This is a genomic window from Actinomadura sp. 9N215 (assembly GCF_044326345.1).
In the GTDB taxonomy this organism is placed as follows: domain Bacteria; phylum Actinomycetota; class Actinomycetes; order Streptosporangiales; family Streptosporangiaceae; genus Spirillospora.
Genome location: NZ_JBIRBA010000010.1, coordinates 242,278 through 255,009 on the forward strand (window position 1 = coordinate 242,278; position 12,732 = coordinate 255,009).

A 12,732-nucleotide genomic window follows, 5' to 3' on the forward strand; every position below is an offset into this window, starting at 1 on the left:
GGGGCCGGTGAGCAGAGCGTGACCAGGGCGCGACAGGACGAGCCCGAACGGCGGCGAGACGCGCCCGCGGAGCCGAGTGGCCGCGCGGGCCGTACGCCCCTTTTCGCGCGCGCGATCACCGGCATGTACCTCGTGCTGATGCTGCAGACGCGGCTGGTGAAGCAGGCGGAGACGGGACCGTCCCACATGATGCTGTCCGCCACCGCCGTGATCATCGGCATCTTCGGGGTGCAGTGGCTGCTCGTCCTGTACGGGCCGCGGTCGCAGCGGCCCCGCCGCTGGGTGATCGTGACACATCTCACGGTGCAGACGGCGCTGGCCCTGCTGCCGCTGCTGGTGTTCGGCACCGACTGGTATCCGGTCGTGGGCGGGTTCCTCGCCGGGTCGATGCTGCTCCTGCTGCGTCCGCCGCTGTCGTGGTTCATGGTGGCGGGCGTCGCGGCCGGTGAGGGCCTGCTGCGCTACTACCAGGGCTGGTCGGCGGTCGACGTGTCGTTCTGCGTGATGGCGACCGTGAACGTCGGCATCTCGATGTACGCGATCACACGGCTGTCGGGGTTCGTCCGGGAGCTGCACGCGACGCGGGCGCACTTCGCGGCGGCCGCGGCGGCGCGGGAGCGGCTGGAGGCGGCGGGCAGCCTCCGCGCGGTGCTCGGCGCGGCGCTCACCCGGATCGAGGAGGTCAGCCGGCGCGCCCGCGACCGCCTCCCGGTCGACGCCGCGGCGGCCCGCGACGACCTGGACGAGGTCGCCCGCACCGCCCGGCGTGCGGCGACGGACGTCCGGTCGATCGTCGGGGCGCTGCAGGGACCGTCCAGGCGGCGGGAGCGTCCGGGCCGCGTGACGCAGTCCCGCCTCGCCTGGACGATCATGGTCATCCTGACCGTCGGCTTCGCCTGGCAGCAGGTCATCTACGTCTACGCCGGAACGGACGGCTCCTGGCGCGCGACCGCCGCGGCCGTCGCGGTGACGGTGGCGATCTCCGCGCTGGTGCTGCGGCACTCGTCGACCGTCCTGCGCAGGCGGCGCCCGCGCGGCGGGGCGTGGACGCTCACCGCGCAGATCCTGCTGGTCTTCGTCCCGTACGCGCTGTTCGGCCAGGAGTGGGCGACGATGGCGTGCCTCGCGACCGGTTCGGTGCTGCTGGTCTCGCGCGGACGCTGGGCATGGATCCTGTTCTCGCTGACCATCGTGGCGTGGTGCGTGCCCGCGCTGTGGACGTCACACGGCGCCCTGTTCCACCTCTACACGTCCGCGATCTCGGTGCAGATCGGCGTGGTCGTCTACGCGCTGTACCGGCTGCCGATGCTGGCCCGCGAGGTCGACGTCGCCCGGGAGCGGCTGGCGCGGATGGCGGCGCTGCACGAGCGGCTGCGCATCTCCCGCGACGTCCACGACCTGCTCGGCCTCGGCCTGTCGACGATCACCGTGAAGGCGGAGCTGGCGCGGCGGCTCGTCACGTCCGACCCGTCCCGGGCCGCCGCCGAGATCGGCGAGCTGGCCGACCTGGCGGAGCGGTCCCGGGCGGAGGCCCGCGCGGTCGCCGAGGACGACCCCGCCCTGTCCCTCCGCGACGAGGCCGTGTCGGCACGGGCCGCGCTCGCCGCCGCGGGCGCGGACGTCCACGTGGACCTGCCGGACGAGGCCGACCTGCCGCCGTCCGCCCCGGTGGACGGCGTGCTGGCCGCCGTGCTCCGCGAATCCGTCACCAACGTCCTGCGGCACGCGCATCCGGAGCACTGCGCCGTCACCGTCGCCGTCCAGGACGGTGCGGTACGGCTCACGGTGCACAACGACGGCGTTATCCCGCCGTCGTTCACGGGCTCCGACCCGGGCACCGGGAAGGGCCTGTCCAACCTGACGGCCCGCACGGGCGCGCTGGGCGGCTCCCTCTCCGCCGGGACGGACGGCAAAGGCGGTTTCACACTCGTCGCAGAGGTGCCTCTAGCTGCGGGTTCGGGCACGCGGGAAGTGCCCCGTCACATGACGGATTCGCCCCTCCCCTTCCGTGCCTAGCGTTCCGGTCATGAAGCAGGACTTCGACCTTGACCGCTATGTGCGCAATTCCAAGGCGGTCGATCTGTCGGGGGTGGAGTGGGAGAGGATCTCCGCCTACCCCGTCTCGGGTGCGGAGGCCCGCACGCTGACGTTCATGATGGACATCGAGACGCACACCGTGATGTACGCGCGCGACCTGCTCGCGACCCGGGCCGCGTTCGACCCGGAGATCACGGCGTTCATGAGCTGCTGGATCTACGAGGAGTTCTGGCACGGTGAGGCGTTCTCCCGGTTCCTCGGCGAGGCGGGCTTCACGCTGGCGCCCGACCGCGAGCGGGTGACCGTCGCGTCGCCGTACCCCACCAAGGTCGCCCGCAACGAGCGGATCCGCCGCGCGCTCGGCCGCGGCGTCTACACCGGGCATCTCGCGTCGATGGTCGGCTCAGCGCTGTCGAAGGACTTCATCGCGATCCAGATGACGTGGGGCGCGATGAACGAGCTCAGCGCCATCAACAGCTACCAGTCGATGATCGAGAAGAGCGGCAACCCGGTGCTCCGCGACATCCTGCGGCGCATCATCAAGGACGAGCGCCGCCACTTCGCGTTCTACCGGGCGCAGGCGCGCCGCCGGCTGGAGCGCAGCGCGCGGGCGCGGCGGATGGCGCGGTGGGCGATGGAGCGGCTGTGGGCGCCCGTGGGGACGGGCCTGCGCCCGCAGGAGGAGAGCGACTTCGCCCTCGTCTGGCTGTTCGGCGACGACGACGGGCTCGACCGGCTGCGCCGCCTCGACGCCACCATCGCGCAGCTTCCCGGATTCGCCGACGCGGCGCTCGCGCAGAAGGCGCGGCTCCGCTCGCTGGAGCGCCTCCCCCGCGACCGCGTACCCCGAATGGCCTCCGACTGGGCGCTCGCCCACGCCGGCGTACACAGGGAGAAGCAAGCAGCATGAACGATGCCCCCACGCCAGACGGCCTTGCGGGACGGACGGTCCTGCTCACCGGAGTCACCGGTTTCATCGGGCAGGCGCTGCTGGAACGCATCCTGTCCCGGCATCCTGAGACGCGCGTCGTCGCGGTGCTGCGCGAGAAGCCGGGCGTCACCGCCGGCCAGCGGCTGGACGAGCTGGTCACCAAGCCCGTGTTCTGGCCGTGGCGGGAACGGGTCGGCGACGACGCGGCCCGCGAGATCGTGCGGGAGCGGGTGCGGGTCGTCGCGGCCGAGCTCACCGAGTCCGTGCCGGAGCTGCCGGACGACATCGACGCCGTGATCCACGGCGCGTCGATCGTGTCGTTCGACCCGCCGATCGACGAGGCGTTCCAGACGAACGTGGTCGGCACCGTCGCGCTGTACGAGGCCGTCCGGCGGGCCGGGCAGCGGTCGGGGAAGACGCCGCACATCGTGCACGTGTCCACGGCGTACGTGGCGGGGTCGCGGAAGGGCATCGTCCCGGAGACGACCCTCGACCACGCCATCGACTGGGAGACCGAGCTGGAGTGCGCGGTCGAGGCGCGCCGGTCGGTGGAACGTGACTCGCGGCGTCCCGAGGTGCTCGGACGCCTCCGCGCCGCCGCGCTGAAGGAGCAGGGCAAGGCGGGCCCGACCGCCGTGGCCGCCGACACCGAGCGCCGCCGCCGCGAGGAGGTTGACGACCGGCTCGTCGCGTACGGGCGGGAACGGGCCCGCAGCCTCGGCTGGCCCGACGTCTACACCCTGACCAAGGCTCTCGGCGAGCGCGCTGCGGAGCAGACGGCGACCGATGTGCCGCTGTCGATCGTCCGTCCCGCGATCGTGGAGAGCAGCCTGGAGCTCCCGTACCCGGGCTGGATCGACGGGTTCAAGATGGCGGACCCGCTGATCCTCGCCTACGGGCAGGGCATGCTGCGGGCGCTCGCCGGGATCCCGGACGGCATCGTCGACATCATCCCCGTCGACCTGGTGGTGAGCGCGCTGCTCGCCGCCGCGGCCGTGCCGCCGGAGCCGGGCACGCCCGCGTACTACCACGTCGGGTCCGGGGCCCGGAACCCGTTGTCGTTGCAGCGGCTGGTCGAGCTCGTCAAGGAGTACTTCGACGAGCATCCGCTGCCGGGCACCGACGGGCGCGGGGCGATCCGTCCGCGCGAGCTGACGCTGCTCAGCGAAGGCCGCGCCGAACGCATGCTCGGCACCGCCGAACGCGCCATGGACTTCGCCGAGAAGGCACTGATGGCGCTGCCCAGCGGCGACCGCACCCGCGGCTGGCAGCGCAACCTGTACAAGCAGGGCCGCGAGGTCCGGATGCTGCGCCGCTACCGCGACCTGTACGGCGCGTACGGCGCCGCCGAGGTCGTCTACGCCGACGGCGCCACGCTCGCGCTCGACCAGTCGCTGCCGGACGGCGCGGGCTGCGACTCGGCCGTCATCGACTGGGCGCACTACCTCCGCGACGTGCACTGCCCGGCCGTGACCTCCGCGTTCCGGCACGCGCAGGCGCCCGCCCCGCAGCCGCGCCCGATCGGGACGTCGGCGCGCCCCGCCAAGCCGCCCGCCGCGTTCGAGGAGCGGAGCGACGTCGTCGCCGTGTTCGACCTCGACGGCACGATCATCGCGTCCGACGTCGTCGAGGCGCACCTGTGGGCCCGGCTGCTGGACGCCCCGCTGAAGGCCTGGCCGAGCACGCTGCTGCCCGTCCTGCGGAAGGTGCCGCACTACCTGCGCACCGAGCACCGCGACCGCGGCGAGTTCCTCCGCGAGTTCGTCCAGCGCTACGAGGGCGCGGACGAGGAACAGCTGCGCGCGCTGGCCCGCGACAGGCTCGGGGACGTGCTGTTGCGCCGCGCCTGGCCGCAGGCGATCCGCCGCATCCGCAACCACCGCGCGGCCGGGCACCGCACCGTCCTGCTCACCGGCGCCGTGGACGTCTTCGTCGAGCCGCTCCGCACGCTCTTCGACGACATGCTCGCCGCCCGCCTCCGGGTCGTCGACGGACGCTGCACCGGCAGCTTCGAGCAGCCGCCGCTGATCGGCGAGGCGCGCGCCGCGTGGCTGCGGGCCTGGGCCCGCGACGAGGGCGTCGACCTCGCCGGAAGCTGGGCGTACGGCGACCACTACTCCGACCTGCCCGTGTTGCAGCAGGTCGGGAACCCCGTCGCCGTCAACCCCGACGCCCGCCTGTACCGTCATGCGAAGCGGCAGCGCTGGACGATCGCCGACTGGGACGGCGACTCCGGCGCCGTCTCCACGCTCCTGGACGCCGCCCTGGAAGGCGCATCCCAGAAAGGTGGGGTCCGATGATCCTGGCGCTGGAGTACCACCGCTCCCCCGCCCGCTACCTGGCCGCCGCGCGGCTGCCAGGACGGCTGCGTCCGGCGGCCGTGCCGTCGCTGGCGCCGCTGCGGCTGACGTCCAAGCCCCCGCCCGGGAAGCCGGGGCCCGGCTGGGTGCGGCTGCGTCCCGTGCTGTCCGGGATCTGCGGCTCCGACCTGGCGATGGCGGCCGGGAAGGTCTCCCCGTACCTGGCGCCGCTGACCTCGATGCCGTTCGTGCCGGGCCACGAGGTCGTCGCCGAGCTGATGGACGACGCCGGCGACGGCATGCCCACCGGGACCCGCGTCGTCCTGGACCCGGTGCTGCCGTGCCGGGCGCGCGGCACCGGCCCGTGCCCGCCCTGCGCGGAGGGCAACGAGAACCGCTGCGACCACGTGAACGCCGGACGGATCTCGTCCGGGCTCCAGACCGGGTTCTGCGCCGACACGGGCGGCGGCTGGTCGGAGCGGCTCGTCGCGCACCGCACCCAGCTGCACCGGGTGCCGGAGTCGCTGGCGTCCGAGCGGGCCGTGCTGGCGGAGCCGCTGGCGTGCGCGGTGCGGTCCGTCCGCCGGATCGACGTGCCGCGCGGGACGTCGATCGTCGTGGTCGGCGCCGGGACGGTCGGGCTGCTGACCGTCCTCGCGCTCCGCGAGCTGACCCCCGCCGGGCCGATCACGGTCATCGCCCGGCACGCGGGCCAGCGGCGCCGCGCCCGCGCGCTCGGCGCCACCGAGACGATCGACCCGTCGGCGGCACTCCGCGGATTGCGGCGCATCACGGGCGGCTCGCTCGTCCGGCCCGAGCTAGGCCCCGGTTACCTGCTCGGCGGCGCCGACATCGTCGTCGAGTGCACCGGCGGCGAGGGGCTCGACACGGCGCTGCGGCTCGTCCGCGCGGGCGGGACGGTGCTGCTGTCCGGGATGCCGTCCAAGCCCGCCGACCTGACGCCCGCCTGGTACCGGGAGCTGAACATCGTCGGCTCCTACGCCAGCCGCGGCGCGGACGACTTCCAGGCCGCGATCGACCTGGCCTCGCACGACGCGCTCGACGGCTTCGTCGACAGCGTCTACCCCCTGACCCGCTGGCGGGACGCGCTGTCGCACGCCCTGTCCGCCGGACGCTCCGGCAGCGTCAAGATCGCCTTTGATCCGCAGAACGGCGACCGCCGACCACCGAACGGCGATACCCCCGACCACCTCGATCGCGAAGGAGCCGTTGGATGAGCAGACCGGGACTCGTGCTGGAGGTGGACGAGCGGACCCCCCCGCTTCTCGTGCACGAAGGAGAAGGGTTCCGGCTGGAGCGGTTCCCGCTCGGCACCCGCGTCATCTACCCGCCGGACTCGCTGCCCGGCGTCCGCGACGTGACCGGCCGGATCCGCGACGCGCTGCTGCACCCGCTCGGCAGCGAGCCGCTCCCCGAACTGCTGCACTCCGGCATGCGGCTGACGATCGTGTTCGACGACCTGTCCCTGCCGCTGCCGCCGATGCGGGCGCCCGACGTCCGCGGCCGGGTCATCGAGCAGGTGCTGGAGATGGCCGCGTCCGCCGGGGTGGACGACGTCGAGCTCATCGCCGGCAACGCGCTGCACCGCCGGATGACGCCCGCCGAGATCAAGCACATCGTCGGCGAGCGCGTCTTCAACTCGTTCTGGCCGGACAAGCTCGGCAACCACGACGCCGAGGACCGCGACAACCTCACCCTGCTCGGCCAGACCCGGCACGGCGAGGACGTCGAGATCAACAAGCGGGCCGCCGAGAGCGACCTCATCGTGTACGTGAACATCACGCTGGTCGCGATGAGCGGCGGCGCGAAGTCGGTGTCGGTGGGGCTGGCGTCGTACAAGAGCCTGCGGCACCACCACAACGTGCACACGCTGCGGCACTCCCGTTCGTTCAACGACCCGCCGAACTCGGCGATGCACCATTCGTACGACCGGATGCACAAACTGCTGTCCGAGTCGGTGCGCGTGTTCCACATCGAGTGCACGGTCAACAACGACCAGTTCCCGTCACCGTTCGAGTTCCTGAACAAGCGCGAATGGGAGTGGACTCTCAAGGACCAGGCGAAATTCCTCGCCGGAAAACGCGCCAACGACCTCGCCCCCGCCAGCGCACGGCACCGGGTGTGGCAGAACATGCGCGCCCCCTACGGGGTGACGGGCGTACACGCGGGGGCTACGGACCTCGTCCATGAGAAGACGCTCGCCAACGTGCACCGGCAGCAGCTCACCGAGGTGCAGGGCCAGTCGGACGTCCTCATGCTCGGCCTGCCGTACCTGTGCCCGTACAACGTGAACTCGGTGATGAACCCGATCCTCGTGTACAGCCTGGGGCTCGGCTACTACTTCAACATGTACAAGAACAAGCCGCTCGTCCGGGAGGGCGGCGCGCTCATCATGTACCACCCGATGAAGTCGGAGTTCCATCCGCTGCACCACCCGTCGTACATCGACTTCTACGAAGAGGTGCTGACGCAGACGACCGACCCGGCGACGATCGAGACGAAGTACGAGGAGCAGTACGCGACCGATCCCTGGTACGTCCACCTGTACCGGAATTCGTACGCGTACCACGGCGTCCACCCGTTCTACATGTGGTACTGGGGTGCGCACGCGCTGTCGCATCTCGGCGACGTCATCTGCGTGGGCGCGGACCGGCGCGTCGCGTCCCGGCTCGGGTTCCGCGCGGCCAGCACTCTCGCGGACGCGCTGGAAATGGCGGGCGAGACGGTCGGGCGCAGCCCGTCCCTCACCTACCTGCACACCCCGCCGATGACGCTGGCGGACGTCCGATGAGCGGCGGCGGAAAGCGCGGCCGGATGAAGCTCGTCGAAGAGGTCCGGCTGCTGCGCCGGGGCCGCGACTGGCGCGGCCGCGCCCCGGCCCCCCGGTCGGCGCAGCCGTGGCAGGAGGGCCCGCGCAGCCGCCCGTTCCCCACCGAGTGGGCGCGAACGCCGCTCGCCATCGCGGCCCGCAAGGTCGCGTTCGACGGCGTCCTCAGGACGGCCACGTGGAGCCAGACCCGTCCCGAGATCCACGGCGCGGACGTCCTCGACGAGCTCAGGGGCCCGGTCGTGTTCGTCGCGAACCACGCGAGCCACCTGGACACGCCGCTGATCCTCGGCTCGCTGCCCGCCCGGGTGCGTCAGCGGGTCGCGGTCGCCGCGGCCGCCGACTACTTCTTCGACGCCCGCTGGCGCGCGGTCGCGACCGCGCTGACGTTCAACGCGTTCCCCATCGAGCGGCGCGGCTCAGGCGGGGCGCTCGACCTGGCGTCCGAACTGCTCCAGGACGGATGGAGCCTGCTCATCTACCCGGAGGGCACCCGCTCCACGGACGGCTGGGCCCGCCGGTTCCGGATGGGCGCCTCGCTGCTGTGCCGCGAGCAGGGCGTCCCGGCCGTGCCGCTGGTGCTGCGCGGCACGTACCAGGCGATGCCGCGCGGGGGGTTCTGGCCGAAGAAGGGACGGCCCGTCGTGTCCGTCCGGTACGGCAAGCCGCTCGAACCGGGCCCGGACGAGTCGACGGGCGCGTTCAACACCCGCCTGGAGGACGAGATCGGCCGCCTGTGGGTCGAGCACGACGAGGACTGGTGGACGTCCCTGCACGCCCCCAACCGCCGCCGCGCCCCCCGCGGACCGGACGCGTCCGAATGGCGCCGCAAGTGGGAGTCGACGCGGCCGCAGGCGCCGTCGTCCAGCCACCACCGCATCTGGCGCCGCCGCTGAGCGCGGGCGCCGTCGGCCAACGGCGTCCGACGGCGCCCCACCGTCAAGCGGTCTCGCCGAGGACCACCTGGGTGACGTTGGGGAAGTCCCCGAAGATCTTCGTCCCGGCGCCGAACCCGTTCCCGGTGACGGTCATCGACGGCATCGGGCCGAACGCGTCCGCCAGCGTCACCAGCAGCGCGGTGCCCGTCGGGGTGGCCATCTCGGCGTCGATGTCGTGCCCCTGGATCGGCGCGCGGGCGCGGGCCACCAGCTCGACGACCGCGGGCCCCGGGTTGGGGATCAGGCCGTGGTGGCACCGGATGAAGCCCCGCCCGACCGGAATGGGCGCTGCGCGCACTTCGTCCACGCCCAGCGTTTCAAGCGCGGCGCACGTCCCGACGACGTCGACGATCGCGTCGTGCCCGCCGACCTCGTGGAAGTGGACGTTCTCCGGCGGCATCCCGTGCACCGCGCCCTCCGCCTCGGCCAGCCTCCGGAACACGTTCAGCGCCCGCTCGCGCACCCGTCCCGGCAGCGGCGCGGCGGTGACGAGCTCCTTGATGACGGCGTGCGTCCGGGACACGGCGTCGTCCTCGACCCCGACGATCGCCCGCGTGGCCGCGATCCCGCGCCGCGACACCCGCTCGACGTCCAGGGACCAGCCGGGCACGTCGAGCCCCTTCAGCATGGCCCGCACCTCGCCGAGATCGGCGCCCGCGTCGAGCAGCGACCCGAGCGCCATGTCCCCGGCCACCCCGGCGAAACAGTTGAAATAGGCGATCTTCGTCATATCAGCATCCTTCGCGCTAGTACCGCGGCTCCGAGCCCGTCGTCGATTCCCATGACGGCGAGGCCCGGAGCGCCGGACGACAGCAACGCCGCCAGCGCCGCGACCCCGCCGCTCGAACTCCCGTAGCCGACGCTGGTCGGCACCGCGACCACGGGACGGGACGTCAGCCGCGCCGTGACCGAGGGCAGCGCCCCGTCCATCCCCGCCGCGACGATGAGGAGCCGCGCCTCGTCGAGCCGCTCCCGCACGGCCAGCAGCCGGTGCAGCCCCGCGACCCCGACGTCGGCGATCAGCGCGGCGTCCAGCCCGAACGCGGCCGCCCCCGCCAACGCCTCCTCCGCCACCGGCAGATCGGCCGTCCCCGCCGACAGGACGGCGACCGGCACCGGCACGGAAGGCAGCGGACGCGTGAGCACGACCAGCCCAGACCGCGGATGATGGACGGCGCCCGGCGCGGCCTCCTTCGCCGCCTCGTACTGCCCGCGCGACGCCCGCCGCAGGAACGCCGCCTCGGCGTCACGGGCGAGCAGTTCCTTGACGCGCTGCCGCACCTGGTCCGCGTCGAGTCCGGCCGCTTCGGCGACGGCGACGATCGGACGCCTCATGACCCCGCCGCGTTGACGAGATGGGCGGCGTACCCGGCCCCGTATCCGTTGTCGATGTTCACCACCACCACGCCCGGCGAGCACGAGTTCAACGCAGACAGCAGCGCGGCCCGCCCGGCCTGCTCGCCCCCCGCCGACGTCGGCAGGGCCACGACCATGCGTTCCGTGAGCCCCGACACCAGCGTCGGTAGCGCGCCGCCCGTCCCGTCCGCGACGACGAACACCCCGGGCGCGTCCTGCTCCCGCACCCATCCCGGCAAGGCAGCCGGATCATGGACGGGCGCGTCATACCGTCGCACGACCCGGCTCCCCATCGCCTCCGCCACCAGCGCAGCCTCTTCAGCGGCGGCCTCGTCCTCGGGCCGGCCGCACACCACGTCGACCCGTCCCGTCCCGGACACCGCGACGGGCGCCAGCACCGCAAGCCGGGCGCGCTCATGCACCACCGTGCCGGGAAACGCGGCACGCAGCGCGTCCAGCGTCTCCGTATCCGCCCGCGTGGCCAGCACGTTGATCGCACCCGCCCGGATCAGGCTCTCCCCGATGGCGACGACCTCCGCGACCGTCTTGCCCTCGCAGTAGACGGCCTCAGGATGTCCGCGCCGCCGCCCCCGCCCGATGTCGACGCGAGCGAACCCCAGCTCGTCGACGCTCATGTGCCCGCCGCCCGCACACGCGGCAGCCCCAGGACGGCATTGTGACTCCCTTGCCGGTACGGCTCCAGATCCAGCGTCACGTACCGGAATCCGGCGCCCTTGAGCAGCGCGACGAGCTCACCGGCCCGCTCCGCCGCACGTCCGATGTCCGCCGCCTCCACCTCGATCCTGGCGAGGTCGCCGCCCTGGTCGCGGACGCGGAGCCGTCCGCCGAACCCGGCGCGGCGGAGCGCGTCCTCGGCGTCCTCGACCCGGCGCAGCGCCTCCAGCGTGACGGGCACCCCGTACGCGAGCCGCGACGACAAGCACGCCGAAGCGGGCTTCTCAGACGTGGGCAGCCCGAGCTCTCGCGCCGCGTCCCGGACGTCCGCCTTGCTCAACCCCACGTCCACCATCGGGAACCGCGCCCCCATCCGCCGAGCCGCACTCTGCCCCGGCCGGTGATCGCCCAGGTCGTCGGTGTTCACGCCCAGCAGCACGGGCCAGTCCCCCGCCTCAGCCGCCACCGCGGCCAGCACGGACACGAGCGCCTCCTTGCAGAACCGGCACCGATCGGCCCTGTTCGCCGCGTACCGCTCGTCCTCAAGCTCCCGCGTCTGCACGACCCGATGCCGCATCCCGAGCCGTTCGGCCTGGACGCTCGCGTCCGCCAGCTCCGCCCGGGCCAGCGAAGGCGAATCGGCCGTCACCGCGAGCGCCCTGTCCCCCAGCTCCTGGTGCGCGAGGTAGGCGAGCAGCGAGCTGTCCACCCCGCCCGAATAGGCGACGACGGCACCGGGCAGCGCCGCCAGCGCCTCGCGCAACGCCGCGACCTTGGGCAGCGCCGTCACTTCCGGTGAAACGAGGCTGTGGGCCATGCGGTTCTCCTTCGGCGTCGTCCTCCGCCTCGTGAGGCTAGACGCACGCGCCGCATAGGCGAATCCGTCATCCGACCGGCGACTTCACCATGGACATGGCACGACGCCCTCCAGGCCGCAAGGAAAGGGTTCTGAGCACGATCCCGGCCTGGAGGGCGCCGCGGTCTAGGCGCCCCCGGCGGTCAGCCGCGGGCCTTGTCGAAGCGCGCTTTGACGTCCGTCCAGTTCACGAGCGACCAGAGCTTCTCCACGTAATCCGGCCGCACGTTCCGATACTGCAGGTAGTAGGCGTGCTCCCACGCATCGAAGACCAGCAACGGCGTGGTGTTCATCCCGACGTTCCCGTGGTGGTCGTAGACCTGCTCCACGACGAGCCGCTCCCCCAGCGGCTCCCACGCCAGCACACCCCACCCGGACCCCTGGACGGTGGCGGTAGCCGAAGTGAGCTGCTTCCGGAACGCCTCGAACGACCCGAAGTGCTCGTCGATCGCCGCCGAGAGCTCCCCGTCGGGACGGTCGCCGCCGTCCGGCGACAGGTTGTCCCAGAAGATCGAGTGCAGGACGTGCCCGGACAGGTTGAACGCGAACGTCTTCTCCAGCCCGACCAGCCCGCCGTGCTGCTCCTTGTCCCGCGCTTCCGCCAGCTTCTCCAGCGTGTCGTTGGCGCCCTTCACGTAGGCGGCGTGGTGCTTGGAGTGATGCAACTCCAGGATCTCCCCCGTGATGGCGGGCTCCAGAGCGGCGTAGTCGTAGGGCAGATCAGGAAGCGCGTAGTCAGCCATACCGCCACTATTGCAAATCACTCGCAACTACGTCCAACCCGCAACACG

General features: G+C 72.6%; 11 protein-coding genes. 6 read left to right on the plus strand and 5 right to left on the minus strand.

Going from position 1 to position 12,732, the window contains the following annotated elements; all coding sequences use genetic code 11:
- The first annotated feature begins 18 nt into the window (after nucleotides 1-18).
- Genes ACH34T_RS19200 through ACH34T_RS19225 form a run of 6 tightly spaced genes read left to right on the plus strand, consistent with a single transcriptional unit; the run spans nucleotide 19 to nucleotide 9,012 of the window.
- Nucleotides 19-2,016: a sensor histidine kinase gene (locus tag ACH34T_RS19200; RefSeq protein ID WP_395993525.1), complete on the plus strand. Its 1,998-nt coding sequence runs from the start codon at nucleotides 19-21 to the stop codon at nucleotides 2,014-2,016.
- 10 nt (nucleotides 2,017-2,026) lie between these two features.
- Nucleotides 2,027-2,947, plus strand: coding sequence for a hypothetical protein (locus ACH34T_RS19205; RefSeq protein WP_395993526.1), 921 nt, complete (start codon nucleotides 2,027-2,029; stop codon nucleotides 2,945-2,947).
- Nucleotides 2,944-5,268 (plus strand): HAD-IB family hydrolase, encoded by a 2,325-nt coding sequence (locus ACH34T_RS19210; protein WP_395993527.1) that lies wholly within the window; start codon nucleotides 2,944-2,946, stop codon nucleotides 5,266-5,268. Before ACH34T_RS19205 ends, ACH34T_RS19210 begins: the two co-directional genes overlap by 4 nt.
- Nucleotides 5,265-6,506, plus strand: a complete 1,242-nt coding sequence (locus ACH34T_RS19215; protein ID WP_395993528.1) for a zinc-binding dehydrogenase — start codon at nucleotides 5,265-5,267, stop codon at nucleotides 6,504-6,506. The genes ACH34T_RS19210 and ACH34T_RS19215 overlap by 4 nt, the downstream gene beginning before the upstream one ends.
- Entirely contained in the window at nucleotides 6,503-8,080 is a 1,578-nt protein-coding gene (locus ACH34T_RS19220) for a lactate racemase domain-containing protein (RefSeq protein ID WP_395993529.1), read from the plus strand. Before ACH34T_RS19215 ends, ACH34T_RS19220 begins: the two co-directional genes overlap by 4 nt.
- Nucleotides 8,077-9,012: a lysophospholipid acyltransferase family protein gene (locus tag ACH34T_RS19225; protein WP_395993530.1), complete on the plus strand. Its 936-nt coding sequence runs from the start codon at nucleotides 8,077-8,079 to the stop codon at nucleotides 9,010-9,012. Before ACH34T_RS19220 ends, ACH34T_RS19225 begins: the two co-directional genes overlap by 4 nt.
- A gap of 43 nt (nucleotides 9,013-9,055) precedes the next feature.
- Here ACH34T_RS19225 and ACH34T_RS19230 read toward each other — a convergent pair whose 3' ends face one another.
- The 5 genes from ACH34T_RS19230 to ACH34T_RS19250 all read right to left on the minus strand — a co-directional run bounded on the left by ACH34T_RS19230 (nucleotide 9,056) and on the right by ACH34T_RS19250 (nucleotide 12,684).
- Nucleotides 9,056-9,784, minus strand: a complete 729-nt coding sequence (locus ACH34T_RS19230) for a LarC family nickel insertion protein (protein ID WP_395993531.1) — start codon at nucleotides 9,782-9,784, stop codon at nucleotides 9,056-9,058.
- Nucleotides 9,781-10,389, minus strand: coding sequence for a nickel pincer cofactor biosynthesis protein LarB (gene larB / locus ACH34T_RS19235; RefSeq protein WP_395993532.1), 609 nt, complete (start codon nucleotides 10,387-10,389; stop codon nucleotides 9,781-9,783). Before larB ends, ACH34T_RS19230 begins: the two co-directional genes overlap by 4 nt.
- Complete coding sequence (locus ACH34T_RS19240; RefSeq protein WP_395993533.1) at nucleotides 10,386-11,045, minus strand: AIR carboxylase family protein; 660 nt, start codon at nucleotides 11,043-11,045, stop codon at nucleotides 10,386-10,388. The genes larB and ACH34T_RS19240 overlap by 4 nt, the downstream gene beginning before the upstream one ends.
- Nucleotides 11,042-11,902 (minus strand): ATP-dependent sacrificial sulfur transferase LarE, encoded by an 861-nt coding sequence (larE, locus tag ACH34T_RS19245; RefSeq protein ID WP_395993534.1) that lies wholly within the window; start codon nucleotides 11,900-11,902, stop codon nucleotides 11,042-11,044. Before larE ends, ACH34T_RS19240 begins: the two co-directional genes overlap by 4 nt.
- A gap of 182 nt (nucleotides 11,903-12,084) precedes the next feature.
- Complete coding sequence (locus ACH34T_RS19250) at nucleotides 12,085-12,684, minus strand: superoxide dismutase (RefSeq protein ID WP_395993535.1); 600 nt, start codon at nucleotides 12,682-12,684, stop codon at nucleotides 12,085-12,087.
- Nucleotides 12,685-12,732 lie beyond the last annotated feature (48 nt).

Bases quoted from the DNA above. Each gene is read 5' to 3' on its own strand.
- ACH34T_RS19205 (WP_395993526.1), top strand. From the start codon at position 2,027: ATGAAGCAGGACTTCGACCTTGACCGCTATGTGCGCAATTCCAAGGCG.
- ACH34T_RS19210 (WP_395993527.1), top strand. From the start codon at position 2,944: ATGAACGATGCCCCCACGCCAGACGGCCTTGCGGGACGGACGGTCCTG.
- ACH34T_RS19215 (WP_395993528.1), top strand. From the start codon at position 5,265: ATGATCCTGGCGCTGGAGTACCACCGCTCCCCCGCCCGCTACCTGGCC.
- ACH34T_RS19220 (WP_395993529.1), top strand. From the start codon at position 6,503: ATGAGCAGACCGGGACTCGTGCTGGAGGTGGACGAGCGGACCCCCCCG.
- ACH34T_RS19225 (WP_395993530.1), top strand. From the start codon at position 8,077: ATGAGCGGCGGCGGAAAGCGCGGCCGGATGAAGCTCGTCGAAGAGGTC.
- ACH34T_RS19230 (WP_395993531.1), bottom strand. From the start codon at position 9,784: ATGACGAAGATCGCCTATTTCAACTGTTTCGCCGGGGTGGCCGGGGAC.
- larB (WP_395993532.1), bottom strand. From the start codon at position 10,389: ATGAGGCGTCCGATCGTCGCCGTCGCCGAAGCGGCCGGACTCGACGCG.
- ACH34T_RS19240 (WP_395993533.1), bottom strand. From the start codon at position 11,045: ATGAGCGTCGACGAGCTGGGGTTCGCTCGCGTCGACATCGGGCGGGGG.
- larE (WP_395993534.1), bottom strand. From the start codon at position 11,902: ATGGCCCACAGCCTCGTTTCACCGGAAGTGACGGCGCTGCCCAAGGTC.
- ACH34T_RS19250 (WP_395993535.1), bottom strand. From the start codon at position 12,684: ATGGCTGACTACGCGCTTCCTGATCTGCCCTACGACTACGCCGCTCTG.